The 26,114-nt window shown below is 56.2% G+C and carries 24 protein-coding genes and 1 pseudogene; 17 read left to right on the forward strand and 8 right to left on the reverse strand.

Going from position 1 to position 26,114, the window contains the following annotated elements; genetic code table 11:
• Window positions 1-241 precede the first annotated feature (241 nt).
• Window positions 242-1,353 (forward strand): IS3 family transposase gene (locus HF675_RS15735; protein WP_370569818.1). Its coding sequence is split into 2 segments (ribosomal slippage): window positions 242-503 and window positions 503-1,353, totalling 1,113 coding nucleotides; the frame shifts between segments, so codons are not numbered across the junction.
• Between the two features lie 348 nt (window positions 1,354-1,701).
• On the opposite strand, the gene HF675_RS15740 is transcribed toward HF675_RS15735, so the two are convergent.
• The 3 genes from HF675_RS15740 to HF675_RS15750 all read right to left on the reverse strand — a co-directional run bounded on the left by HF675_RS15740 (window position 1,702) and on the right by HF675_RS15750 (window position 4,258).
• Window positions 1,702-2,178 (reverse strand): YrhA family protein, encoded by a 477-nt coding sequence (locus HF675_RS15740; protein WP_187043373.1) that lies wholly within the window; start codon window positions 2,176-2,178, stop codon window positions 1,702-1,704.
• An 8-nt stretch (window positions 2,179-2,186) separates the two neighbouring features.
• A complete protein-coding gene (locus tag HF675_RS23855) occupies window positions 2,187-3,338 on the reverse strand; it encodes an HNH endonuclease signature motif containing protein (RefSeq protein WP_255427291.1) in 1,152 nt (383 codons plus the stop codon).
• Between the two features lie 479 nt (window positions 3,339-3,817).
• On the reverse strand, window positions 3,818-4,258 hold the full coding sequence (locus HF675_RS15750) for a hypothetical protein (protein WP_187043374.1): 441 nt from the start codon (window positions 4,256-4,258) through the stop codon (window positions 3,818-3,820).
• Between the two features lie 303 nt (window positions 4,259-4,561).
• Between HF675_RS15750 and HF675_RS15755 the strand changes: the two genes are divergently transcribed.
• From HF675_RS15755 to idi, 3 genes are all read left to right on the forward strand, one after another.
• Entirely contained in the window at window positions 4,562-4,942 is a 381-nt protein-coding gene (locus tag HF675_RS15755) for a DUF4354 family protein (RefSeq protein ID WP_105230475.1), read from the forward strand.
• A 219-nt stretch (window positions 4,943-5,161) separates the two neighbouring features.
• On the forward strand, window positions 5,162-6,070 hold the full coding sequence (locus HF675_RS15760) for a UbiA family prenyltransferase (protein WP_111737425.1): 909 nt from the start codon (window positions 5,162-5,164) through the stop codon (window positions 6,068-6,070).
• A gap of 23 nt (window positions 6,071-6,093) precedes the next feature.
• A complete protein-coding gene (idi, locus tag HF675_RS15765; protein ID WP_105230472.1) occupies window positions 6,094-6,639 on the forward strand; it encodes an isopentenyl-diphosphate Delta-isomerase in 546 nt (181 codons plus the stop codon).
• 81 nt (window positions 6,640-6,720) lie between these two features.
• Here idi and eco read toward each other — a convergent pair whose 3' ends face one another.
• Window positions 6,721-7,230: a serine protease inhibitor ecotin gene (gene eco, locus HF675_RS15770; RefSeq protein ID WP_105230471.1), complete on the reverse strand. Its 510-nt coding sequence runs from the start codon at window positions 7,228-7,230 to the stop codon at window positions 6,721-6,723.
• A 231-nt stretch (window positions 7,231-7,461) separates the two neighbouring features.
• On the opposite strand from eco, the gene HF675_RS15775 reads away from it, so the two are divergent.
• The 6 genes from HF675_RS15775 to HF675_RS15800 all read left to right on the forward strand — a co-directional run bounded on the left by HF675_RS15775 (window position 7,462) and on the right by HF675_RS15800 (window position 14,289).
• Window positions 7,462-8,208 carry a phosphatase PAP2 family protein gene (locus HF675_RS15775; RefSeq protein WP_187043375.1) on the forward strand — a complete coding sequence of 249 codons (747 nt, stop codon included), beginning with the start codon at window positions 7,462-7,464 and terminating at the stop codon, window positions 8,206-8,208.
• A gap of 5 nt (window positions 8,209-8,213) precedes the next feature.
• Window positions 8,214-8,819, forward strand: a complete 606-nt coding sequence (gene ybjG / locus HF675_RS15780) for an undecaprenyl-diphosphate phosphatase (RefSeq protein ID WP_105230469.1) — start codon at window positions 8,214-8,216, stop codon at window positions 8,817-8,819.
• Between the two features lie 185 nt (window positions 8,820-9,004).
• Entirely contained in the window at window positions 9,005-9,685 is a 681-nt protein-coding gene (deoC, locus tag HF675_RS15785) for a deoxyribose-phosphate aldolase (protein ID WP_105230468.1), read from the forward strand.
• Between the two features lie 147 nt (window positions 9,686-9,832).
• Window positions 9,833-10,597, forward strand: coding sequence for a DNA-binding transcriptional repressor DeoR (gene deoR / locus HF675_RS15790; protein ID WP_105230467.1), 765 nt, complete (start codon window positions 9,833-9,835; stop codon window positions 10,595-10,597).
• Between the two features lie 930 nt (window positions 10,598-11,527).
• The gene (locus HF675_RS15795) at window positions 11,528-12,826 is read left to right on the forward strand and encodes an HAAAP family serine/threonine permease (RefSeq protein WP_111737428.1); all 1,299 of its coding nucleotides are present in this window, start codon (window positions 11,528-11,530) and stop codon (window positions 12,824-12,826) included.
• A gap of 89 nt (window positions 12,827-12,915) precedes the next feature.
• Complete coding sequence (locus HF675_RS15800) at window positions 12,916-14,289, forward strand: L-serine ammonia-lyase (protein ID WP_187043376.1); 1,374 nt, start codon at window positions 12,916-12,918, stop codon at window positions 14,287-14,289.
• Window positions 14,290-14,335: 46 nt separating this feature from the next.
• Here the strand turns inward: HF675_RS15800 and HF675_RS15805 are convergent, their stop codons facing one another.
• Entirely contained in the window at window positions 14,336-15,541 is a 1,206-nt protein-coding gene (locus HF675_RS15805; RefSeq protein WP_105230464.1) for a serine hydrolase, read from the reverse strand.
• Window positions 15,542-15,985: 444 nt separating this feature from the next.
• Here HF675_RS15805 and HF675_RS15810 point away from each other — a divergent pair, with 444 nt between their 5' ends.
• The 4 genes from HF675_RS15810 (at window position 15,986) to HF675_RS15825 (ending at window position 20,028) form a co-directional block, all read left to right on the forward strand.
• Window positions 15,986-17,353: a cystathionine beta-synthase gene (locus tag HF675_RS15810; RefSeq protein ID WP_187043377.1), complete on the forward strand. Its 1,368-nt coding sequence runs from the start codon at window positions 15,986-15,988 to the stop codon at window positions 17,351-17,353.
• Between the two features lie 14 nt (window positions 17,354-17,367).
• Window positions 17,368-18,513: a PLP-dependent aspartate aminotransferase family protein gene (locus tag HF675_RS15815; RefSeq protein WP_187043378.1), complete on the forward strand. Its 1,146-nt coding sequence runs from the start codon at window positions 17,368-17,370 to the stop codon at window positions 18,511-18,513.
• A gap of 158 nt (window positions 18,514-18,671) precedes the next feature.
• Window positions 18,672-19,328, forward strand: a complete 657-nt coding sequence (locus HF675_RS15820) for an HAD family phosphatase (protein WP_187043379.1) — start codon at window positions 18,672-18,674, stop codon at window positions 19,326-19,328.
• A 79-nt stretch (window positions 19,329-19,407) separates the two neighbouring features.
• The gene (locus tag HF675_RS15825) at window positions 19,408-20,028 is read left to right on the forward strand and encodes a glutathione S-transferase family protein (protein ID WP_105230460.1); all 621 of its coding nucleotides are present in this window, start codon (window positions 19,408-19,410) and stop codon (window positions 20,026-20,028) included.
• Here the strand turns inward: HF675_RS15825 and HF675_RS15830 are convergent.
• Window positions 20,020-21,126 (reverse strand): PQQ-dependent sugar dehydrogenase, encoded by a 1,107-nt coding sequence (locus HF675_RS15830; protein ID WP_187044754.1) that lies wholly within the window; start codon window positions 21,124-21,126, stop codon window positions 20,020-20,022. The genes HF675_RS15825 and HF675_RS15830 overlap by 9 nt on opposite strands.
• A gap of 129 nt (window positions 21,127-21,255) precedes the next feature.
• Here HF675_RS15830 and HF675_RS15835 point away from each other — a divergent pair, with 129 nt between their 5' ends.
• The 3 genes and pseudogenes from HF675_RS15835 (at window position 21,256) to rimO (ending at window position 23,469) form a co-directional block, all read left to right on the forward strand.
• Window positions 21,256-21,675: a GNAT family N-acetyltransferase gene (locus tag HF675_RS15835; RefSeq protein WP_105230458.1), complete on the forward strand. Its 420-nt coding sequence runs from the start codon at window positions 21,256-21,258 to the stop codon at window positions 21,673-21,675.
• A 79-nt stretch (window positions 21,676-21,754) separates the two neighbouring features.
• Window positions 21,755-21,853 (forward strand): annotated as a pseudogene (locus tag HF675_RS15840) (magnesium transporter); the annotation flags it as partial.
• A gap of 287 nt (window positions 21,854-22,140) precedes the next feature.
• Window positions 22,141-23,469: a 30S ribosomal protein S12 methylthiotransferase RimO gene (gene rimO, locus HF675_RS15845; RefSeq protein ID WP_187043380.1), complete on the forward strand. Its 1,329-nt coding sequence runs from the start codon at window positions 22,141-22,143 to the stop codon at window positions 23,467-23,469.
• A gap of 48 nt (window positions 23,470-23,517) precedes the next feature.
• On the opposite strand, the gene HF675_RS15850 is transcribed toward rimO, so the two are convergent.
• A complete protein-coding gene (locus HF675_RS15850; RefSeq protein ID WP_105230456.1) occupies window positions 23,518-24,906 on the reverse strand; it encodes a sodium:solute symporter in 1,389 nt (462 codons plus the stop codon).
• 56 nt (window positions 24,907-24,962) lie between these two features.
• Window positions 24,963-25,895, reverse strand: coding sequence for an agmatinase (gene speB, locus HF675_RS15855; protein ID WP_105230455.1), 933 nt, complete (start codon window positions 25,893-25,895; stop codon window positions 24,963-24,965).
• Window positions 25,896-26,114: the final 219 nt, after the last annotated feature.

The raw sequence follows: 26,114 nt of genomic DNA on the forward strand, positions 1-26,114 counted from the left end.
TCCCCATTTTGTGGAGCCCGATAATCCCGCCTTTTTAGGTTCAAGATTATCGGGTTTTTTGTTGCCTTGAAAAAATACCACTATAAAACAATGAGATGAAAAACACATAACTGCCCTATGGCGACAGCCATTTTACGGGCATAAAAAAACCTGCTTTCGCAAGTGTAAGCATCCCTGCAAAACGAACCATTCACTTTTAGAGATCTTCCGACATACTGATTATGTCCCTGAGGAGATCACCATGCGTAAAGCCCGATTTACCGAGCACCAGATCATCACTGTTCTGAAGTCTGTTGAAGCCGGACGTACCGTCAAAGATGTCTGCCGCGAAGCGGGAATATCTGAGGCTTCGTACTATAACTGGAAAGCGAAGTATGGCGGCATGGAAGCCTCTGATATCAAAAAGATGAAGGATCTTGAGGACGAAAACCGCCGTCTCAAACAGATGTTTGCCGACCTGAGTCTGGAAAATCGCGCGTTAAAAGACGTCATTGAAAAAAAGCTTTAAAACCAGCGATAAAGCGTGAGCTCGTCAGCTATGTGAAAGAGATGTTTTCGATGAGCGTACGCCAGGCATGCAGGACGTTATCGCTGAGCAGGACGGTGTATTTTTACCAGCCCGATACCCGGCGCGATGAGCCGGTGATCCAGGCGCTGACTGAACTGGCGGAGCGCTATCCACGATACGGCTTTAAGAAGCTGTTCCAGTTGCTGCGCAGGCAGGGCAACAGGTGGAACCATAAACGCGTTCACCGGATTTACTGCCTGCTGAAACTGAATTTTCGCCGTAAGGGAAAGCAACGTCTGCCGGTGCGCAATCCGGCTCCGCTGGCGACGCCGGAAGCACTTAACCAGAGCTGGTCGATAGATTTTATGCATGATGCGCTGGTGTGTGGCAGACGCTTCCGGACCTTCAATGTGGTGGATGATTTTAACCGTGAAGCGCTGGCGATAGAAATTGACCTGAATATCCCGGCGCAACGCGTCGTGAGAGTGCTGGACAGGATAGTGGCAAACCGCGGCTATCCGCGGAAGATGCGTATGGATAACGGGCCAGAACTGGTCTCACTGGCACTGGCGCAATGGGCCGAAGAACATGGTGTGTTGCTGGAATTCATCAAGCCGGGAAAGCCGACGCAGAATGCGTTTATCGAGCGTTTTAACCGGACATACCGGACAGAGATACTGGATTTTTATCTGTTCAGAACCCTGAATGAAGCGCGGGAAATTACGGAGTGCTGGCTGGCTGAATATAACAGCGAGCGGCCTCATGAATCCCTGAACAACCTGACACCAGAAGAGTACCGGTTGATGGCTGAAAAACCGGAAATCTCAAAAAGTGCCTGGAACTAAAACCGGTGTGCTTACAATTTCCGAAGACTTCGCGCATTATCATGATAAACGTTTGTCCGGTGAAATCTACTTTTCCGAGAAGTGGAAGAACGGGATAGTCTAGAGTAATGCGCTTCCGACAGTAGCCATGACCACTTTGATGTAGCCGGTGATAGCCTTAACCGCCCGCACATAGGCCGTTTTAATGCCGCTGGCGGCAGTGTCCGTTGGCCGGTGACTCCTACACCGCCCCATCTCTATCCGGAAGAGCGATATAACCATGCCTATAATACCAACGAGATACAGTAAGAAAGACTGAACATCCTGCTGAATCCCATGAGTGCCTGCTTCAAACGGGCACATTTTCTATCATCCGCGGATTTCCGGGATCAATGCCATTAAAAATTCAGTGAGAGTATCACAGCTAATAAATAAATTATCATACTGAAAGCGGTCTCTGGACTCCCACTTATTAGTACGCACGTCGTAGGTGTAAATATCCAGCGACGAATCGCCAAAAATAATACAATATTGATAGTCGTCAAATGTTAATGCAGGGGAGTTTTTGGCGATCTCAGTGTTTTTTCGATTATAATCTAGAATGACTCTTCCATGTTCAAAATGACTTTTTATTCCAAATATGCAAAAACCATCAATATCAAAGCCATCTAATAACTCAACAAACTCTCTATACTGCCGCCAAAATTCTTTAGGGGCCACCTGTATTTTACCTTCAAAATCATAACCATAAAGTGAAGTATCAAAATCAACACCACAAGGCAGCTCTTCCTCATACTGTGAGGCAAGGATTTTAATTTCATCAACAATATCTTTCATAATCATCATTGCAATCCTTATGGGTAGATATTACCTTTTGGCATAGGCCATAAGACTTCTTTTGTTTCACCAACACTCATACTCTTGGTGATTTTATTTTGCATGTTAGTGAAAATAAGATGTTCCGCGTCTCTATTTATTAGTACTAAATTGTTAAATTCATTAGTGCCACTATCATCTAGAGGTAATTTATGATGCACATCCCACAGCTTATTAGGGCGCTTGCCGCTGGCTAGATTCGCCAGCTCTTCAGCATTAAAGCGTTTTTTCACCTTGGGATCGTTGATTATCGATTGCAAATATTGCGATTTTACACTACGAAACTGGTTTCGTAACGCTGAAAGTTCAGCTCTATCGCGGCGGGCATAAGATATTTTGACAACTTCAATATTGTCGAGAAGATATTTCTCACCTCTCACTTTACCCAAATATTTGTTCAGCTCTTCCAGTTCAGCCGTGGATAGACGCCCGGCGATCGATGCCCGTCCCGCCATCAGCACAGAGGAAAGAGCTACCAGCGATCCGGCGGTTTGCTCATTCAGTACTTGGCCAAAACCCTCAGCAGCTCCGCTACCTAATTTCTTGGCTGTATCCGCAAACATCTCAGGGTTCTGGTTATAAATACCTCCCGCGGCCAGCAACCGCCCAACGGCTTTACTGTTCAGCATGCTAAGCTGCTTTTTTGCTGCTTGAGCGTGCTGGGGTGGTGTGTAATATTCCGCAGGCTTTGACGTTGGCAAAGGTCGCGAACGTTCCCCCCTGCGCCTTATCGCCTGCTCGTAGTAGTCAATGATGCGGTTGCTACCGTTCAACGCAAAAAAGTTAAATTCACCACTGCTCACCAAACGGCCAGCTCTATTGATATAAAAAGCAAAACGGGTGCTGCTCCACATTTCGTCATCATCAACGTAAACAACATTGCCGCATTCTATATCGCCCTTTAACTTGCGTGCGTAGCGACCAGTATGATTCACCACACGATTATCCCATCGCGAACGTAGCTGTATATCATCACCGAACATATTAAACCCGAAGGAGCAGCCAGTATCTAACACATAATTTTGGCATATCTCGCGCCATGCATTATAGGGGCTGATGATCCTGTCATAGCGTTCTGGCGGTAGCTCATCATAAAACAGGTGATACAGATTGCCGGGTAATTTTTTCACGGTATACGCAACTCCTTTGCGTTAAAAAAACACCATTTCCGTAACATAGCTAACCCTGATAGCAGTTTCAATCCATTGCCACCAACCAAACAATGTCGATCACATATACGGTAACCTTAACGACTCTTTGAACGCATTCGGAGTGCCAGAGCGGTGAGACGCCGGGCTAGAAATACGCTGGCAGTTATCAGCGCGATAATCATCACCAACGACGGTACAAAGAAGCTCAGCGCATGCTGTGTCACAGATAATCCCAGCACAGCATGTAGAAAGGGCAGCAAGTTAAAAGCAAAAGCAATCAGGAATAGCGGAAACAGCGTCGCCACCGGGAAAGTATTTTGCCTGCTAAGCTCACTGGAAGGTCGGAAAATATCGCTCCAGTTCAGGGGTGGAGCGATGCAACAGGCTGGCGTCCGCACGTGCGATGACGCTTTCGCTCTCTCGCCCAGGCAGCAGAAGATCGTAAAAGTGACGGCCGGCTAACCGGGGAAAAAAGCGAACAAAAAACATAATACGGCAACCAGTATGATGATACTGAAGATCAGCCCGGCGCCGAACAATATCGCATGGAAGGCCAGCGTCCCCCCGCCAAAAAACAGCGCTCCGCCAACTCCCCAGCCGTTCTCTTTGCGAATCCCTCCGATAAAAGCAAGCACCAACGCAACGATCGCCAGACCGATGGTCGCGCTATTCAGTATGTTATCTATATCGATAGTTCGTTTCTCTGTCACCGGCGGTTCCTGACCTTTCAGGCCGGCTAAAATGCCGTTTTTGATAGATGAAACTTTCTCCGCCACGCTGACTTCCAGCGGCGGCTTGGTCGCTAACGGATAATTGAAATGAAACAGGCTAATAAGCAAGGCCAGCGCGCCAAGCAGCATGCCGTATAGGCTGATTTGATATTTATGTGTTTTGCTCATGCCACATACCATTTTTTTATGTTTTATTAAGATGCGCGTCAATGCGCGATCGGCCCGTGCCGGATAGTTCCAACAGTGCGATAGCCGCCATTCCATCGGCATAATCATTACGCCGCAGGATCATACCATAGGATGCTCCGCTCTCCATGCAACGGGCTTACTACCAGCCCTGCCCCGCAGAGGGTTATGCCAGTGTGTAATGTACAAACATTCCCCCTTTACCCACGGTTTAACCCAGACCGGATATTATTAAGAAACGTATCCTGCATACGTAGTGTGATAAATCAACATAAAGGACTAGCTATGAAAATTTCTACGATGGTTGCATCTCTCGCCCTGGCCGGCTTCTGTTTCGCGGCAAACGCGGCTACCCCTGGGAATATTGCGGTATATGCGACAGAGAAGTCGACCGGCTCCATATCCATTGGCGGCAAAGACGCCTACACCAAAACCTTTGACGTCGCCCTGGCAAAATTGTCCGGGGACGATATCGATTTATCAACACTTTGCCTGAAGGCCTACTCGCCGGATAACAAGGCCTTCAAGCTCGATACGGTTGATGAGGCATTAACCACCGGCACCTTGAAGGACGGCAAGCTGGTGAAGGGCATCGCCGTATTTGCCGCTGACAACGCCGCGGTCTACAACGCAGCCCTGGTAAAAATTACCGACGATTGTCAATAATCCGCTCAAGCAGCCTTGCATGGCTGCTTTTCCCTTTCCTTCCCGTAGTTTTTTCGGTCTTCTTACCGCTACAAGCCAAATAATAAGCAGATTCATTATCCCGTCCCGGGATAGCTTGACACATAAATATTTCTAAACTAAATGTTTTGTCATCCGCATTTCCGCCATGAGGGACTCCCGCTATGCACCGCACGTCTGCCGCTTTGCCAAAGATGCAGCATGATTGAAAATGTCAGCATCCAAAAACGCCGGGACGCGGTGTTTGAGCTGTGGTTATCCTGGCGTTTTGTCAGGAACAACGTCTGGATCGGCATTATCGCGCCAACGTTATTTACGCTGTCGCTCTGCCTCGCCCGGGGGATGGGAACGCAGGCAATAATATCCAGTATTCTGGCTACCTTTATTTATGCTTATTTTCATATCTATATCGCCGATATCAACAGCCAGATATTTGGTATTGAAGAAGACAAAATCAATAAGCCGGACCGTCCGCTGGCGGCTCAGGTCATTACGCTGAAGTCGGCCAAAATCCGCGCCGCCGTTCTCGCCCTGCTGTTTTTCGCCTATGGTCTTTACCTCGGCGTGATTGGCTGGGTGCTGTTCTGGATACTGTGCTCACTGGTATACAGCTATACGCCGTGGAGCAATAACTGGCTGTTGAAGAACGTCTTTGTTTCGCTGGGCATACTGACGCAGCTGCCGGTCGCCGCTCACAACGCCGGCGTGCCGTTCAGGGAGATTGCCGACTGGCTGCTGCCGCTGTTGCTGATGACCAGCTATATGATCACCACGCAGGATTTCAGGGACATTAAAGGCGACGCGCGCATCGGCAGAAAAACCTTTCCGCTGGTGTACGGCATGCGCAAGGGAAAAATAATCATTGCCGTCGCCTATCTGCTTTCCATCGTTATTGCCCACTACACGCTGTTTATGCCCGGTGAACAGAGCGGCAACGCTAGCGCCCTGTCCCTGTTTGAGATAGGATCCGCGCTTATTTTATTGTTCATCTCAGCGCGTCTTTGCAAAAGAGATGCCGACAGCCGCTATGACCATTTCACCTACCGACTGTGGGAATACTGGTACACCCTGGTGTGTATTTCCATTATTGCCGTGTATATCAGCCGTTAACCGAGCACACCATGGAGAACACCATGCCTGAACATCATGAGCAGGTTATTTTGCTGGATGAGCATTTCCATCAGAGTGGGACAATGGATAAAGCCGTGGTGCATACCAATCAGACGCCTCTGCATCTGGCCTTTTCCTGCTATGTGCTTAACCGCAAAGGGGAACTGCTGATTACCCGGCGGGCGCTTAACAAAACCGCCTGGCCCGGCGTCTGGAGCAACTCGTTTTGCGGCCATCCGCAGCCCGGTGAAAGCCAAAGCGATGCAATAGCGCGGCGCGCCGCCTTCGAGCTGGGCCTGACCATCAGCCTGCCGGAACTGGTGGTTTCCCACTTCCAGTACTGCGTCACCGATGCCTCCGGCGTGATGGAAAATGAATTTTGCCCAATCTACGTCGCGCGCAGCGATGCGCAGCCGCAGCCTAATCCGCTTGAAGTGATGGAGTATGCCTGGGTCGGTATCGAACAGGTGATAGGCGCCATTAACGCCGTTCCTCAGGTGTTTTCCCCGTGGATGGCGCTACAGCTGCAGCAGCCGGAACTGCTGAAAAGAATCGGCGCGTTAGCCTGATATGCATCGGTAGGAAACGGAGACGGGAACAAGGCCCGCCTCACATTTAGCTGGAGCGATAAATACGCGCCGGCAAGGCAGTTACTTCTTCACCGCGTCGCTGACCGCATCCTCAGCCTTCCAGACACGATACTTCACTTCCGCATCCTGCGGCACATAGACCACGATCGGCAGACGGCTGTTGTAACGCTGCATGGCGGCATCGCCCAGATTTGCCGTCACGAAGGCTTCGCGCTTGGTGTTGTCCGGGCAGGCCATCATGGTGCTCATCGGGCCGGAGAGTTTATCCAGCACCAGATAGTCGTAGCCCCAGCCGGACAGGGTTTTGCTTTCCAGCTTGCCGCCCAGCCCATGATGGTTGCAGTCAACCTGCAGCGTTTTACCGATCAGCAACTCAACCTTATAGTTTTCTTCATGCTCCTGTTTCGGCAGGTAAATCACCTGACGCGTCATGCCTTTTTCCGCCTGCGGGTAAGGGGCAATCTTTTCCAGCGGCTGCTGGCTGATGTCGGCCTTTTCAGTCGCGTTAGTCGCCGCACCGGCAGAAGCAGCCATCATCATGCCGGCTACTAACAAGGAGATCTTTTTCATGTTCTTTCCCTATGATTCATACTGAAAACCAGACATAAACTAATACACTATAGCAACACTTTCCAATGGTTTAATCTTCTTTACATTGATAAATCAAAAGGAATAACCACTGAAAGGATGAGAAATGGCAGAATAAAAACCATTCGCATACTCAATATATTGCCACACTAAGGTTTTCTTAAGCCGGGGGATTTACCGTAATCTGACCGATGACTAACGACAGGCTGACGCATGGCGCCCGAAAAACCATCCCAATCTTTATTAAATCAACCCTCAACGGCCAAACACTTTAAGAATGGCTCTATTTACTCCTTGGCGCCATCCTTTTACCGTTGGCAAGTTTTTAGCTTAATTGTCAGTGGGTTGCTATTTTTATGGCTGTCGCGTGATGAAAGCCTGGATTGGGCCATCAGCAATAGCTGGTTCGACAGCGCCAGCGGGCATTTCCCCTGGCAGCATAACGCCTGGCTGGACGCGATCAACCACCGCCTCCTGAAGAGCGGCGTGATCGCCGCCTCGGTGCTGGCGCTGCTGTGGGGTATTTACCGGCGCCATGCCCGGCTGATCCTGTGCATGGCGCTGGTCGGCGTCGGGCCACTGGTGGTCGGCATCCTGAAGTCCACCAGCGCGCACTCTTGTCCGTGGGATCTGGTGCAATACGGCGGGCAGGCGATGTCATATCCGCTGTTTGGTGCCTTGCCGGCCAATCCCGGTCCCGGCCGCTGCTTTCCCGGCGGGCACGCTTCCAGCGGCTTTGCAGTGATGGCGCTGTTTTTTCTGTTTTATCCCCGGCGGCCGAAAGTGGCTTATGCCTGCTGGGGCGCCGGCATCGCCCTGGGGCTGCTGATGGGCTTTGGTCAGGTGATGCGCGGCGCACACTTTTTTTCCCATAACCTGTGGGCAGGTTGGTGGGTTTGGTTCAGCCAATTGGCTGTTTATTGGTGGGTTAGCGGCATTGTTCGCCGCAAGACGAGGTAAATATCATGGAGCAGTTGAACTATCTTCTTTTCGCCTGGATTAACGCGACCCCGGCCTCACCCAAATGGTCGCTCGATGTCGCGATCTTCCTGGCGCGCGATGTGATCGCCATCGTTCCGCTGTTGATCGTCGGCCTGTGGTTCTGGGGGCCGAAAGACGCGCTGGTTTCACAGCGCGAAGTGGTGGCTAAAACCACCATTGCCCTGGCGTTCGCCATTCTTACCTCCGCCGCCATCGGTATGCTGCTGCCGCACGAACGCCCCTTCGTCGCCGGCATCGGCTACACTTTCCTGCATCATGCGCCGGACAGCTCCTTCCCCAGCGATCACGGTACCGCCATATTCACCTTTGCCATGGCATTTTTATGCTGGCACCGGCTGTGGTCCGGCATTGTGCTGATGGTTATCGCCGTCGCCATCGCCTGGTCGCGGGTTTTCCTTGGCGTACACTGGCCGCTGGATATGGTAGGTGGTTTCCTGCTTGGCATGGTGGGCTGCCTGGTGGCGCAGCTGGTGTGGAACCTGTTCGGCAGCGCGATCGCCGCCCGGCTGGAACGCCTGTACCGTTTCCTGTTCGCCTTCCCTATCCGTAAAGGGTGGATCAAAGAGTAATCCCGCGCGGGGCCGTTGGCCCCGCCGTTATATCCCCCTGCCGGTTTCTTCCCTTCAGCACCGCCATGTTATTTAAATAACAAAATCCCGCTAAAAATGTGGTAAAAACTCGAATCATGGCTATAATTACGGGCAGTGGATGTTATTATTCTAACATTCAGCACTAACCATTCAGAGGAAGCGCAATGACTAGCGAAAACATTGATTACGCCAGCTACATCGACCATACCCTGCTGGCGATGGACGCCACCGAGCAGCAAATCAGCAAACTGTGTGAAGAAGCGCAGCAGCACAATTTCTACGCGGTATGCGTGAACTCCGGTTACGTCCCGCTGGTTGCACAGTTACTGCAGGAAAGCACGGTGAAAGTCTGCTCGGTGATCGGTTTCCCGCTGGGCGCGGGCCTGACCGTCACCAAAGCCTTTGAAGCGAAAGCGGCGATTGCCGCCGGCGCGCAGGAAATCGATATGGTCATCAACGTCGGCTGGCTGAAAAGCGGCATGCTGGAGGATGTCAAAGCCGATATCGCCGCCGTGCGTGAGGTTTGCGCGGCTATCCCATTGAAGGTAATATTGGAAACTTGCCTGCTCAGCGACGCGCAAATCGTGCAAGTGTGTGAAATGTGTCGTGAACTTGACGTCGCCTTTGTCAAAACCTCAACCGGCTTCAGCACCGGCGGCGCTCGTGAAGAGCACGTTAAACTGATGCGCGCTACCGTGGGCAGCGAAATGGGCGTGAAAGCCTCCGGCGCAGTACGCGACCGCGCGACCGCCAAAACGATGATCGAAGCCGGCGCCACGCGTATCGGCACCAGTTCCGGCGTAGCCATCGTATCCGGCGAGCAGGCCGCCGCCGGCAGCTATTGATAGCAACGCCCCCGGCGCACTTGCAGTAACCGGGCGCATTTGTTGACTGATGCGGGGTAATGCGTAGTACGCACTGCTCCGCATTGTTGTATCTGGCCCTGGGCCGCCACGGATATCTCTTTATCTCTAAACCGACGGGAGCAACGAATGGAAACGCGGCGCGAAGAACGCATCAATCGATTAGTCCAGGTGTTAAAGCGTTCTGACAAGATCCACTTAAAAGAAGCCGCAGCGCTGCTGGGGGTATCGGAAATGACCATCCGTCGCGATCTCAGCGCCGAACCTGCGGCGGTGGTGTTGCTGGGCGGCTACGTGGTGACCGATCCGCGCAACAACGGCGTGACCCATTACTTTGTTTCTGACCAAAAAGCCAAGCAGGTGAGTGAGAAACGGCGCATCGGCCTGCTGGCCGCCCCGCTGATCGCTGAAAATGATACGGTGTTCTTTGATTGCGGCACCACCACGCCGGCAATTATCGACGCCATTGCCGACGACCTGCCCTTCACCGGCGTCTGCCACTCGCTGAACACCTTCCTGGCCCTGCAGGATAAACCGCAGTGTAAAGTGATCCTGTGCGGCGGCGAATTCAAGCCGAATAACTACATATTCAGCAGTATCGGCCAGCGCAACGAAATGGACAGCATCTGCCCCAATATCGCCTTTATTTCTGCCGCCGGCCTCAGCCTGCAGCAGGGTGCCAGCTGCTTTAACTTTGACGAGCTGGATATGAAGCACCGGGCGCTGGCGACGGCGCAACGTAAGGTGCTGGTGGCCGATCACAGCAAATTCGGCAAGGTGAAGCCGGCCTGCATCGGCCCGCTGACCCTGTTTGACCAAGTGATCACCGACCAGCGCCCCGACGCCGAATTCAGCGATTTCTTCAATCAGCACGCCATCCCCCTTCGCTACTGAGCCGTTCAGGCCGCTGAGCACGGCTCAGCGGTCCTCTAGTACAAATTATCCGCAATTAAATTACCAATAATCCCATCCTGATTGGCCAATACGTTAATAAATTGCAACCGGTAACGGCAGTTATTATTTTCTCTGCGCGGAATAATGACAAAATAGTGTACGACGGCATAAGCGGGCGGTGAATTTTTCGCCTGATTTCGATCGTTGATAATTGGTCGGTATAACACCAAAAAAGTGATTTATTACCAACCGTGGCGCCAACAGCACAAATTTATATGATGAATGTTTAAGCATTCCCTGCCGGGAATAAACCATTCCTCCCGTTTGCACCAACACAAAAAAATCCAATTTATACGTTAATAATCAATTCGTTAATAAAACACCATCTAATAGCATGATGTGATCGCCATCACTAAACCCGCTTAATCCTCGTTTTTAGCTAGATCCCGACCACTGCTTAAAATATATTGCTCATCTTCTGTGCACAGGCAGCGTTTTATCCGGTCATGACGGTAAAAAGCCGGATAAAGCATGCAGTAATAAAAAAAAACAATAAAGCATAATGCTTCACGAAGGTGAACATTTAATAAATAAAATTTTAACAAAATGGGTATTTACCGCATATATATCGCATTTGAGAGCATGATCACGGTTGTTTATGCTGGAAATCGCTATCTTTCTGCCATCAAAAACGGGAGACAAGAATCTTCCGAGTTAATACTCTATTTTCCGCCTAACCTGGGCGGCATGATTTTTAGTGTTAGTTCATCGCCACGATAATTAGCACAATAAACAACCAGGGGGAGGTTCCTTTATCCCCGCAAGAAACGCCTGATTTAACCGGCAGCCGTTGACTGATTTACGGCTTTCGGCTTTAACGTAAATTTTTGACTTTGCTTTTAAATTAACGTGTTCACTTCGGAGATATTTATGGACACTACACAGACCGGCACGATTGTCTCGGCAGCATCGGGTTCCAGCAGTACCTGGCGTAAAAGCGATACCATGTGGATGTTGGGCCTGTACGGCACCGCCATCGGCGCAGGCGTGCTGTTCCTGCCCATCAACGCCGGGATCGGCGGCTTAATCCCGCTGATTATCATGGCCGTCATCGCGTTTCCGATGACGTTCTTTGCCCACCGCGGCCTGTGCCGTTTTGTCCTGTCCGGCAAAAATCCGGGCGAAGATATCACCGAGGTGGTGGAAGAACACTTCGGCATCAGCGCCGGTAAGCTGATTACCCTGCTCTACTTCTTCGCCATCTACCCTATCCTGCTGGTTTACAGCGTCGCCATCACCAACACTGTCGACAGTTTCATTACCCATCAGTTGGGCATGGCCTCTCCGCCGCGCGCCATTTTGTCGCTGATTCTGATCGTCGGCCTGATGACTATCGTGCGTTTTGGTGAGCAGGCCATCGTCAAAACCATGAGTATTCTGGTGTTCCCGTTTGTTGCCGTGCTAATGCTGCTGGCGCTGTATCTGATCCCTAACTGGACCGGCGCTATCTTCGAAAACGTCTCCCTGTCAGGCGCCGGCACCGGGATGGGCCACGGCCTGATGATGACGCTGTGGCTGGCGATCCCGGTGATGGTGTTCTCCTTTAACCACTCGCCGATTATTTCCGCCTTTGCCGTGGCGAAACGCGAAGAGTACGGCGCGGACGCCGAGAAAAAATGCTCACGCATTCTGGCCTACGCACACATCATGATGGTGCTGACCGTGATGTTCTTCGTGTTCAGTTGCGTACTCAGCCTGTCGCCGGCCGACCTGGCGGAAGCCAAGGCGCAGAACATCTCTATTCTGTCGTACCTGGCCAACCACTTTAACAACCCGATGATTGAATACATCGCGCCGGTTATCGCCTTTGTCGCCATCACCAAATCGTTCCTGGGCCACTACCTCGGCGCACGTGAAGGTTTCAACGGCATCGTCAGCAAATCGCTGAAAACCCGTGGCAAAACCATCAGCAGCGGCAAACTGAACCGCATCACCGCCATCTTTATGCTGGTCACTACCTGGATTGTCGCCACGCTGAACCCAAGCATTCTGGGCATGATCGAAACCCTGGGCGGCCCGATTATCGCGATGCTGCTGTTCCTGATGCCGATGTACGCCATCCGTAAAGTACCGGCGATGCGTAAATACGCCGGCCATATCAGCAACGCCTTCGTGGTGCTGATGGGCCTGATCGCCATGTCGGCCATCCTGTACTCTCTGTTTAGCTAAATACACTCCCGCCGGCGCGCCATGCGCCGGCTTGCACCATCCCCTTATTCTGTATTTACCGCCTGACACCTGAAGAAGGAGGCGAGACTATGGTCAGCGTTTTCGATATTTTCAAAATCGGTATCGGTCCATCCAGTTCCCACACCGTCGGCCCGATGAAAGCCGGCAAGCAGTTTATCGACGATCTTATCGCTCATCAGCAGCTGATGGACGCCACCCGTCTGGTGGTGGACGTTTACGGCTCGCTGTCCCTGACCGGTAAGGGCCACCACACCGATCTGGCGATTATCATGGGGCTGGCGGGCAATTTACCGCATGACGTCGATATCGACGCCATCCCCGGTTTTATCCGCCAGGTGGAACAAACCGGCCGCCTGGCGCTGGCGCTGGCGAACGGCTGCCACGAGGTGGATTTCCCGCTGGCGACCAGCATGAACTTCCACCGCGATAACCTGCCGCTGCATGAAAACGGCATGCGCATCCGCGCTTTCGACGGCAAGCGGCTGCTGCATGACAAAACCTACTATTCCATCGGCGGCGGTTTTATTGTCGATGAAGCGCATTTCGGCCAGGCCTCTGCCGAGGCGCTGCCGCTGCCCTATCCGTTCCGCTCCGCGCAGGATCTGCAGCAGCACTGTAAAGACACCGGCCTGTCGCTGTCTGGACTGGTAATGCAAAACGAGCTGGCGCTGCGCGACAGGGAAGAGATTGAGACCCACTTTGCCGCCATCTGGCAGGTGATGCGCACCGGTATCGAACGCGGGATGAATACTGAAGGTTTGCTGCCCGGCCCGATGAAAATACCACGCCGCGCCGCCGCCCTGCGCCGCATACTGGTGACCGGCGATAAGAACAACACCGACCCGATGAACGTGGTGGACTGGCTCAATATGTTCGCCTTTGCGGTCAACGAAGAGAACGCCGCCGGCGGGCGGGTGGTGACCGCCCCCACCAACGGCGCCTGCGGGATTATCCCGGCGGTGCTGGCCTATTACGATAAATTTATCCGGCCGGTTAATACCAATTCCTATAGCCGCTTCTTCCTCGTTGCCGGCGCGATCGGCGCGCTCTACAAAATGAACGCTTCGATTTCCGGCGCGGAAGTCGGCTGCCAGGGCGAGGTCGGCGTCGCCTGCTCGATGGCCGCCGCCGGGCTGGCGGAGCTGATGGGCGGCAGCCCGGCGCAGGTATGTATTGCGGCGGAGATCGCCATGGAACATCATCTGGGGCTGACCTGCGATCCGTTGGCCGGTCAGGTGCAGGTACCCTGTATCGAACGCAACGCCATTTCCGCCGTGAAGGCGGTCAATGCCGCACGGATGGCGCTGCGCCGCACCAGCGAGCCGCGGGTGTGCCTGGATAAGGTGATTGAAACCATGTATGAAACCGGCAAGGACATGAACGCCAAGTACCGCGAAACCTCACAGGGCGGGCTGGCGATCAAGGTGGTGGCCTGTAATTGATCGCAAAGGGCGCATCATGCGCCCTTTTTTATTTCCCCGTTAGCGGTCAGCCGAAAATGCTGCCGAACCACTGGGTCACTTTCATCATTACCATATCCCAGATGCGGCTGAAGAAGTTGCCCTCTTTCACTTCCTCCATCACCACCAGCGGACGCTGATCGACGGTCTTACCGTCCAGTTGGAAATCAATGGTGCCCACAACCTGATTCTTCGCCAGCGGTGCTTCCAGCGTGGCGGAATTCAGCTTATAGCTGGCCTTCAGGTTTTTCATCTGCCCTTTAGGAATGGTGATTGCCGCGTCTTTCGCCACGCCCAGCGGCACTTCGCTCTGCTTGCCGTACCAGACGCGCTGGGTGATAAACGGTTTATCCGCCTTGATTGGCGTTACGGTTTCAAAGAAACGGAAGCCCCAGGTCAGCAGCTTCTCGCTCTCGCCGAAACGCACGCGGTCACTCGGCGCGCCCAGCACCACAGAAATCAACCGCATCGGCCCTTCGGCCGCCGAGGCCACCAGATTATGGCCGGCACCGCTGGTATAACCGGTTTTAATCCCGTCCACTTTCAGATTAGAGCTCCACAACAGGCGGTTGCGGTTCACCTGGCGGATTTTATTGAAGGTGAACTCTTTTTCTTTATGCAGCGCATACTCATCCGGCACATCGCGGATCAGCGCCTGGCTCAACAGCGCCATATCGCGGGCGGTGCTGTATTGCCCTTCCGCATCCAGTCCGTGCACCGTCAGGAAGTGGGTATTTTTCAGCCCGAGGTGTTTGACGTAGTTGTTCATCAGCCCGACAAACGCATCCTGGCTGCCGGCCACGTAATCCGCCAGCGCAATGCTGGCATCGTTGCCCGACTGGATCACGATACCTTTGTTCAGTTCCATCACCGGCACCTGATCGCCCGGTTTGATAAACATCAGGGAAGAGCCGCGCAGCGTCGGGTTGCCGGTCGCCCAGGCGTCTTTACCGACGGTGACCGAGTCGGTCGGCTTGATTTTGCCGGCCTTAATCGCCTGGCCGATAACATAGCTGGACATGATTTTGGTCAGGCTGGCCGGGTCGAGCCGGGTATCCGGGTTGCCTTCCGCCAGAATGGCGCCGCTGTTGTAATCCATCAGAATAAACGCCTTGGCGTCAACCTGCGGAGCCGCCGGCGGCGCGGCGGCCTGCACGGCCGGCGTTGCCAATAACAGGAAGCCGACGCCGAAGGTCAGCTTTTTCATCGGAGAAGCTAAATGTGTTTTCATCATGTCGTCGCCAGAGTGTCCATTCAATTTATTGAAATCGCGTTACCGTTCAAACTCGTTACATCAGCCAAATCAGCGAGAGGTCCCGGGCACCCGCGCCCTGCCGCGTGTTCCCTTGCTACGGGTTATCGCCCGGCCAAGGCTGTGCTAAGAGTTTATTAGATTCGTCTTATTTTTGCAGGGATTAGCATGAAATTTCAGCATTTTTACATAACTGTACGCTTTCGCGCGCAAATTGTCGAAAAAGCTATCCGGACGCTGTTTTTTCACCCCGCTGACGGCTACACGGCCAAGCATCCAAACATCTTTATGCCTGAACGGCCAAAAATCGAATTAATATATTCTATAATGGCATATATAGCAGTTATTTGTTCTTTTAACCGGACAAACAGGCAGAGCTATCATCCAAATAACGGCGAGTAACGCACATTATTCTGGAGGGAAAACATGGCCATCGCACAATCGGCGCTCGCGACGATCGGTAATACGCCGATGCTGGAGTTGACGCACTTTGATACCGGCCCCTGCCGGTTGTTTATCAAACTGGAGAACCAAAACCCCGGTGGATCTATCAAAGATCGCGTCGCGCTGTCGATGATCGAACAGGCCGAACGCAACGGGAAACTGCAGCCCGGCGGCACCATTATTGAAGCCACCGCCGGCAATACCGGATTGGGGCTGGCGCTGGTCGCCGCGCTGAAGGGCTACCGCCTGACGCTGGTGGTGCCGGATAAAATGAGCCGCGAGAAAATTTTCCACCTGCGTGCGCTGGGGGCCAACGTGGTGCTGACCCGTTCAGATGTCGGCAAAGGGCACCCGGCCTATTACCAGGATTACGCCCAGCGCCTGGCGGACGAAACGCCGGGCGCCTTATATATCGACCAGTTTAACAACCCGGCCAACCCGGCGGCGCACACCGCAACCACCGCGCCGGAACTGTGGCGGCAGATGGATCACGACGTTGACGCCATCGTGGTCGGCGTCGGTTCCGGCGGCACCCTGAGCGGGCTGAGCCGCTACTTTTCCGAGGTTTCCCCCACCACCCGTTTTGTGCTGGCGGATCCCGCCGGTTCCATTCTGGCGGACTATCTCGACAGCGGAAATGTGACGGAGGTAGGCAGTTGGCTGGTAGAAGGTATCGGCGAAGACTTTGTACCGCCGCTCAGCGACTTTCGCCAGGTGGCGGCCGCCTACCGCATCGACGATCGGGAAGCCTTCACCACCGCACGCCAGCTGCTGCAGAGCGAAGGCATACTGGCCGGCTCATCCACCGGCACCTTGCTGGCCGCCGCGCTGCGCTACTGCCGGGCGCAGACCGAGCCGCAGCGCGTGGCGACGTTCGTCTGCGACAGCGGCAATAAATACCTGTCCAAAATGTTCAACGACCGCTGGATGCAGGAGCAGGGGCTGCTGGCCACTTCCCAGTTTGGCGATCTGCGCGATCTGATCGCTTACCGCCACGATGAAAACGCCGCGGTAACCGCCGCACCGGACGATACGCTGGCGGTGGTGCACGCCCGCATGCGTCTGTACGACATCTCTCAACTGCCGGTGTTGGACAACGATCGGCTGGTCGGCCTGATCGATGAGTGGGATCTGCTGCATACCCTGCAGGCCGACGCCGGCAACTTTCGCCTGCCGGCCAGACAGGCCATGACCCGTCAAGTGCAGACGCTGCAAAAAGACGCCGACCCGCAGGCGCTGCTGGCGACCTTCAATCACGGCCACGTGGCGGTCATTCTCGACGGCGAGCGCTTCCTCGGCCTTATCACCCGCACCGACGTTCTGAACGCCTGGCGCCAAAAACTCCGTTAATCAAGGACTCTGTTATGACCAAGTTTGCCACCCAGACCGTACATGCCGGCTATACGCCGGACGCCACCGGCGCGGTGATGCCGGCCATTTATGCCACCTCCACCTATGCCCAGCCGGCGCCGGGCGAACATACCGGCTATGAATATTCGCGCAGCGGCAACCCGACCCGCAGCGCGCTGGAAAATGCGATTGCCGAGCTGGAAAACGGCAGCCGCGGCTACGCCTTCGCCTCCGGGCTGGCCGCCTGCTCCACGGTGCTGGAACTGCTGGATCAAGGCAGCCATCTGGTGGCAGTCGACGACCTGTACGGCGGCACCTACCGCCTGCTGGAAAAAGTGCGCAGCCGCACGGCCGGACTGCGCGTCACCTATGTCGCTCCGGGTGACACGACGGCGCTGGAGCAGGCGATCGAAGCCGACACCAAAATGATCTGGGTGGAGACCCCGACCAACCCGCTGCTGAAGCTGGCCGATCTGGCGGCCATCGCCGCGATCGCCAAGCGGCACCGTCTGATCAGCGTGGCGGACAACACCTTCGCCTCGCCGTATCTGCAGCGCCCGCTGGAGCTGGGGTTCGACGTGGTGGTGCACTCCGCCACCAAGTATCTGAACGGCCACTCCGATGTGGTGACCGGCCTGGCGGTGGTCAGCGATAACCCGCAGCTGGCGGAGCAGCTCGGTTTTTTGCAAAACGCGGTGGGCGGTATCCTCGACCCGTTCAGCAGCTTCCTCACCCTGCGCGGCATCCGCACCCTGGCGCTGCGGATGGATCGCCACAGCGCCAGCGCGCTGCACATCGCCCAATGGCTGGAACAGCAGCCACAGGTGGAAAACGTCTACTATCCGGGCTTAACCAGCCATCCGCAGCACGCGCTGGCCGGCCAGCAGATGCGCCAGTTTGGCGGCATGATTTCACTGCGGCTACGCGGCGATGATGACTACGCGCGACGGGTCATCCAGCGGCTGACCCTGTTTACGCTGGCGGAAAGCCTGGGCGGCGTGGAAAGCCTGATCGGCCAGCCCGCCAGCATGACGCACGCCTCCATTCCGCTGGAACAGCGGCTGAAGACCGGTATCACGCCGCAGCTGCTGCGCCTGTCGGTCGGCATTGAAGACGCCGAAGATCTGATTGCCGATCTGCAGCAGGCGCTGGCGGAATAAACTTTTTACTTTACCCTCCCCACGCTCCCCGGCCGCCCGGCCGGGGACGCCGGCCGTCATATCAGCGTCATCAATATTCCTTAAGCTCGGCGCAATTTTATCGTCAGCGGCGAATCCGCTATCCTTAAGCGCACTGCCACCCGACCGGAGAAAAACCGATGGACTTAGCCCTGTTCGACCTGGATGAAACCCTGATTAATGAAGACAGCGCCAGCCTGTGGATCCGCTGGCTGGTTTCCCAGGGGTTTGCGCCGGAAGAGCTGGCCACGCAGGAACAGCAACTGATGCAGCACTATTATCAGGGCAAACTGTCGATGGAGCAGTATATGCAGGCCACGCTGTCGCCGCTGGCCGGGCGCAGCGTCCAGACCGTCGCCGGCTGGGTAGCGCGCTACATCCGCCGTGATATTCTGCCGCGCGTCTACCCCGCGGCGCATGAGCGTCTGCAGTGGCACCGCAGCCGCGGCGACCACATCCTGGTAATCTCCGCCACCGGCGAGCATTTGGTGGCCCCCATCGCCGAACTGCTGGGCGCCGACGGCGCGCTGGCGATCGGCGTTGAGGTGGAAGACGGCCGCTTTACCGGCCGCACCTACGGCACCATGACCTATCAGCAGGGTAAAGTAATCCGCCTGGAGGCGTGGCTGGCGCAGCATCCGCAGCGGCATTTCGGGCAGCTGTACGCCTACAGCGACTCGCTGAACGACCGGCCGATGCTGGAGTATGCCGACCATGCGGCGGTGATTAACCCCGACGCCGAGTTGCAGACGCTGGCGCAGCAAAACGGCTGGGAAATCTGCCGCTGGACGCGCTGACGTAAACTCCGGGTGACAAATGCCAGATTGTGGCGTAGGAATAAAGCACGCAATCACACCGTCTATCTGGAGGCATAGCATGCTGACGATCTGGGGCCGAGAGAACTCCAACAACGTGCGCAAAGTGCGCTGGTGCGCCGCCGAGCTGGGGCTAAGCTACCAGCATATCAACGCCGGCGGCGCCTATGGCAAAGTCAATGAACAGCAGTACCGCGCGCTCAACCCGAACGGCCTGGTGCCGCTGCTGCAGGACGATGATTTTGTGCTGTGGGAGTCCAACACCATCGTGCGCTATCTGGCGGCGAAATACGGCGACGCGCCGTTTTACCCGCAGGATTTGCAACAGCGCGCGGCGGCGGAGAAATGGATGGACTGGAACACCGCCAGCGTGACCGAACCGTTCCGCACGGTATTTTGGGGATTGGTGCGCACCCTGCCGGAACAGCGCGATATGCTGAAGATTGAGGCGGCGATCGGCGCGCTGGAAAAGTGCTTTGATATCGTCGAACAGGAACTGGGGCAGCAGCCCTATCTCTCCGGCGAGGCGTTCGGCATCGGCGATATACCGCTCGGCAGCTTTATTTACGCCTGGTTCGAAATGCCGATCGAACGGCAAGAGCGCCCCAATATGGAGCGCTGGTACCAACAGCTCTGCGCCCGCCCGGCCTACCGCAGCGGCGTTATGACGCCGTTAACCTGACGGGCCTTCCCCTACGCGCAGCAGTTTGCCGTTGCTTTCATCGGTTAACAGATACAGATAACCGTCCGGCCCGCTGCGCACCTCACGGATCCGCTCGCTGCGATCCTCCAGCAGCCGCTCTTCCGCCACGATTTTATTGTCCACCAGCGTCAGTCGGATCAGCGCCTTCTGCGCCAGCGCGCCGATAAACAGCGAATGCTGCCAACCGCCAAAGCGCGGGTTATCATAAAACGCCATGCCGCTGATGCCCGGCGACACCTGCCAGTAGTGCGCCGGCGCCTGCGTTCCCGCTGCATATTGCCCCTTGGCCTCCGGAATCGGCTGCCCGGAATAGTTGATGCCATAGGTGGCGATCGGCCAGCCGTAATTTTTCCCCGGCTGCAGAATATTGATCTCATCGCCGCCGCGCGGGCCGTGTTCATGTTCCCACAGCGCGCCGTTCCACGGATTGATCGCCAGCCCCTGCGGGTTGCGGATGCCGTACGCCCAAATCTCCGCCTTTTTACCCTGCTGGCCGGCAAACGGGTTGCCCGGTGCAGGCTTGCCCTCGGCGGTCAGCCGCACCACCTTGCCCTGCAGCTTGTCGAGATCCTGCGCCGTCGGCCGCTGGTTGTTTTCCCCCAGCGCGACAAACAGCATCCCTTGACGGTCAAATACCATCTTGCCGCCGAAATGGTTGCCCACCGACAGCTTAGGCTGCTGGCGGAAGATGACGCGGAAATCCTCAAGCCGGCGCTTATCGTCGCTCAGCCGGCCGTAGCCCACCGCGGTGCCGGCTTTACCGTCGTCCCCGGCTTCGGCAAAGCTGAGATACACCCGCCGGCTGCTGGCAAAGTCCGGCGCCAGCAACACATCCAGCAGGCCGCCCTGTCCCTGCGCATAGACCTGCGGTACGCCGTCAATCGGCGCCGACAGCCCGTTGTCCTGTTGCCACAGGCGTAAACGGCCGGGCCGCTCGGTAATCAGCATCCCCTGTTGGGCGGGCAAAAACGCCAGCGACCACGGGTACTCCAGCCGCTCCTGCAGTTGGGTTACTTCCGGCGCGGCCTGCACGCCGCCGCTCAGCAGCAGGCCGGTCAGTAATGTCGTTCGGGTCATTCGAAACATGCATCCCCCTTATTTATCAGCGCCTTTTCAGTGTAGCCCAGCCTACCCGCGCTGCCGCCGGCTGACCGTTTATCTTTGGCTTTATCTGTGCTTAAGTTAAGAAAAGCACAAGGAGCAAGCATGAATATCACCGTAACAGAAACCATGAGTGACGAGACGCTGGACGCCGTGCGCCAGGGGCTGATGGCGTACAACCGGCCGTTTATCGATACCAGCCTGCGCAAGCCGCTCAGCGTTTACGCCAAAGACGATGACGGCCAGGTGGTAGCCGGCCTGACCGCCGTCACCTGGGGCAACTGGCTGAGTATCGACTGGCTGTGGGTGGCAGAAACTCAGCGCGGCAGCGGCCTGGGGCGCCAGGTGATGCTGGCGGCCGAACGGCAGGCGATAGCGCGCGGCTGCCGCTATGCCCGCGTGGATACCTTCAGCTTTCAGGCGCGGCCGTTTTACCAGAAGCTGGGCTATCAGGTGCAGATGACATTGGAAAACTATCCGCTGGAGCACCAGTGCTATTTTCTGACTAAAACGCTGATTGATTAACGGCGGGCAAATGGACAGCAAAACCAGGGTGGTCAACAGCGTCGCCTATAGAGCGGGCAAGCGCTTAGGCGACGTCACCATCGACGATATGCGTGAAATGCTGACCAATGCCACGCACGTCAATCTGGCGCTGTTGACGGTAAAACAAAACGAGGTGGTGAAAAAGCTGGCCTGCTGGCTGTAAGCCCCCTGAAAAATGAGGGCGTCAGGACGATGCCCCATCATGTTGCGATGGGCAGCATCGGGTGTCTCCGGAACGGTCCTCACCGACGGGGATAATCCCTTCTCCGCCATCAGGCGTTCGCCGGTTTATTAGGCTGTCACGGCCCTATGGATATTCGCTCAGCTAGGAATTTTCTCTAAGCCTGACGCCCACTTAGCCCACTGCAGATAGAACTGGAGCTTTATTTTTAACCTGGTGTAAAATCCCGCAACCTAACCATAATAACGATTTATTTTTGACCTATGAGCAATGTAGCAAGCAAGCCGCCTAAAGTTGGATTTCTTTCGTTAGGTTGCCCAAAAAACCTGGTGGATTCGGAACGCATCCTCACTGAACTGCGTAACGAAGGCTATCAGGTGGTGCCGCGTTACGATGACGCCGAGCTGGTGATCGTCAATACCTGCGGCTTTATCGACAGCGCGGTGCAAGAATCGCTGGAAGCCATCGGCGAAGCACTGCATGAGAACGGCAAGGTGATCGTCACCGGCTGCCTCGGCGCCAAAGAAGACCAAATCCGCGAAGTGCATCCCAAGGTGTTGGAAATTACCGGGCCGCACAGCTACGAGCAGGTTTTGTCGCACGTTCATCACTATGTGCCGAAGCCGCCGCATAACCCGTTCACCAGCCTGATACCGGCGCAGGGCGTCAAACTGACGCCGAAGCACTACGCCTACCTGAAAATCTCCGAAGGCTGCAACCACCGCTGCACCTTCTGCATTATTCCGTCGATGCGCGGCGATCTCGACAGCCGTCCTATCGGCTCGGTGCTGGATGAAGCCAAACGTCTGGTAGACGCCGGCGTCAAAGAGTTGCTGGTGATCTCCCAGGACACCTCGGCCTACGGCGCGGACGTCAAACAGCGCACCGGCTTCTGGAACGGCCAGCCGGTCAAAACCAGCATGGTCAGCCTGTGCGAACAGCTGGCCGGCCTCGGCGTCTGGGTGCGTCTGCACTATGTCTACCCGTACCCGCACGTGGACGAGGTGATCCCGCTGATGGCCGCCGGCAAGATTTTGCCGTATCTGGATATTCCCCTGCAGCACGCCAGCCCGAAAATCCTCAGGCTGATGAAGCGTCCGGGCGCGGTCGAACGCACGCTGGAGCGCATCAAGCGCTGGCGTGAGATCTGCCCGGAACTGACGCTGCGCTCCACCTTTATCGTCGGCTTCCCGGGGGAAACCGAAGAGGATTTCCAGCTGCTGCTCGACTTCCTGCAGCAGGCCAGGCTGGACCGCGTCGGCTGCTTCAAGTACAGCCCGGTGGAAGGCGCCGCAGCCAACGAACTGGCGGACCCGGTGCCGGAAGAGGTCAAAGAGGCACGCTACCACCGCTTTATGCAGCTGCAGCAGCAGATCTCGGCGCAGCGCCTGCAGGAAAAAGTGGGCCGCGAACTGCTGGTGCTGATCGATGAGGTCGACTCGGAAGGTGCGATTGGCCGCAGTATGGCCGATGCGCCGGAGATCGACGGCGTGGTGTACCTGAACGGCGAAACCGACGTGAACGTGGGCGATATCGTCAAGGTGAAAATCGACCACGCCGACGACTATGATCTGTGGGGCAGCCGCGTCTGACCTTAACGATACGGGGCGGCATCATCCAACGCCGCCCCGCTCCGTCGCTTACTTGGACAAAATCGCCTGCCCCGCCGCCGTCTGCGGCCGCGTCGCCAGACTGCCGATCACAAACGCCAACGCGCCGGCGATCAGGCCGCCGTAAATCGGGCTGTTCGCCTGTATGCCCTGATAACACATAAAGCCAATCGCCGTCAGGCTGCCCGCCAACATGCTGGCTATCGCGCCGGCGCTGGTGGCCCGCGGCCAGAAAATCGCCCCCACCAACGGTACCAGCATGCCGCCCACCAACAGGTTATAGGCCAGCGTCAGCGCCGCCAGCACATCGTGCACCAACAGCGCCAGCCCCAGCATCAGTACGCCCATCAGCAAGGTGATCCAGCGCCCGCTGCGCAGGCCGGCCGCCGGACGCCGCCGAATCACCGGCAAGACGTCCTCCAGCGTAATGGTGGCGGACGCCAGCAGGCAGGCGCTGGCGGTGGACATCAGCGCCGCCAACGCGGCGGCGGCCACCAGCCCGCTGACCCCGGCCGGCAGTACCGCCTGCGTAATGGCGGCAAAAGCGCCGTCGGCATTCTCCAGCGACGGCAGCACGATTTTTCCCGCCATGCCGATCAATGCGCCGCACACGCCGTACAGCACGCAGTAAATGCCAGCCCCCAGGCCGGCGTAGCGCGCCACCGTCGGACTGCGGGCGGTAAAGACCCGCTGCCAGATATCCTGCCCGATTAAAATGCCGAAGAAATAGATCATAAAGAACAGGATGATGGTATCGCCGCCGATCGACGACAGCTGGTAATAGCTGTCCGGCAGGCGCTGGCTGAACGCCTGCCAGCCGCCGGCTTTACCGATGCTCATCGGCAGCAGCACCAGCATCATGCCGACGGTCATAATGATAAACTGAATAATATCGGTCAGCGTCAGCGACCACATGCCGCCCAGCGTGGAATACAGTACCACCACGCCGCCGCCCAGCAGAATCGCCGTCACCAGCGACAGGCCGAACATCACCTGCATTACACTGCCGATGGCAATCGCCGAGGTGACCGCCACCATCAGATCGTAGGCCAGCATAATCACCGCGCTGGTCACCCGCGCTGCCGGGTGATAACGCCGGGCGAACACCTGGCTAACGGTATACACCTTCAGCTGCAGCAACGGTTTGGCCAGCAGGGTGCTCAGCACCACGATGCCCGCCCCCAGCGATGCGCACAGCCAAACGCCGGAAATGCCGTAGCTGTAACCCAGCTTGACGCTGCCGATGGTGGACGCGCCGCCCAGTACCACCGCAGACAGCGTGCCGAGATACAGCCCCGGCCCCAGATTGCGCCCGGCAACCAGATAATCCTCTTTGGTGGCGGCTTTGCGTATGCCTAGCCAGCCCACCGCGCCGATAACCAGAAAATAGATGGCGATGGTCAACAGATCGAGATTCATAGACCCCTCGTCTTATCAGGATAGATATGGGTTTTCCGCCCGTAACGGCTGCCGGCTCACTGCCCCGGCAGCACGCACAGCATCTCGTACAGCAAATTCGCCGCCAGCAGCGCGGTATTGCCGGAACTGTCATACGGCGGAGAAACCTCGACCAGATCGCCGCCCACCAGCGAAAGCCCGCGGCAACCGCGCACAATTTCCAGCCCTTGCCAGACCGACAGCCCGCCCACTTCCGGCGTGCCGGTGCCCGGCGCAAATGCCGGATCCAGGCCGTCGATATCAAAGCTGAGATACACCGCACCGTCGCCCATTTGCTCACGCACTTCCGCCATCAGCCCCTCCAGCGAGCGGTGCCAGCACTGCTGCGCCTGCACCACGCGGAACCCCTGACGGCTCGACCAGTCGAAGTCATCGGCCGCGTAACCGCTGCCGCGCAGGCCAATCTGCACCACCCGGCGCGCGTCCAGCAGCCCCTCTTCATGGGCGCGGCGAAACGTCGTGCCGTGCGCCAGCTGTTCGCCGAACATGCTGTCGTTGGTATCGGCATGCGCATCCACATGAATCAGCCCCACCGGCCCGTGCCGGCGCGCCATCGCGCGCAGGATCGGCAGCGTCAGCGTATGGTCGCCGCCCAGCGTCAACGGAATGCAGCCATGCTGTATGATGGCGTCGTAGGCCTGTTCGATGCGCCGCACGCTGTCCGCCAGGTTATACGGATTGGTGGCCACATCGCCCAGGTCGGCCACCTGCAGCCGCTCGAACGGCGCCGCGCCGGTGCCCATGTTGTACGGGCGCATCATCACCGACTCCTGGCGAATCTGCCGCGGCCCGTAACGCGTGCCGCTGCGGTTCGAGGTGCCGATATCCAGCGGCACGCCGACAAACGCCGCATCCAGTCCCTGCGCGCTCTCGGCGGCCGGCAGGCGCATCATGGTCGGGGTGCCGGCAAAGCGCGGCATCTCATTGCCGCCCTGGGGTTGGTTGAACATAGTTTCTCCTCACATTAGCGCTGTAATTGCAACATTTAAGTAACATTCACACGCTAACCGGCGTATCGGCGAGTTACCATCCTCAGATACCAATGTAAGCATTGATAAAATCGATGCTTTATAACGTCTTATTGCTTTTCATTTCCGTTATATGACATAAGAAGACGCTTGGGGCGGGGTTTTCAGCACTGATGAGGATGTTATTTGATGGTTAAACGC

Origin of the sequence: Serratia sp. JUb9, assembly GCF_014298095.1 — a bacterium.
In the GTDB taxonomy this organism is placed as follows: domain Bacteria; phylum Pseudomonadota; class Gammaproteobacteria; order Enterobacterales; family Enterobacteriaceae; genus Serratia_B; species Serratia_B rhizosphaerae.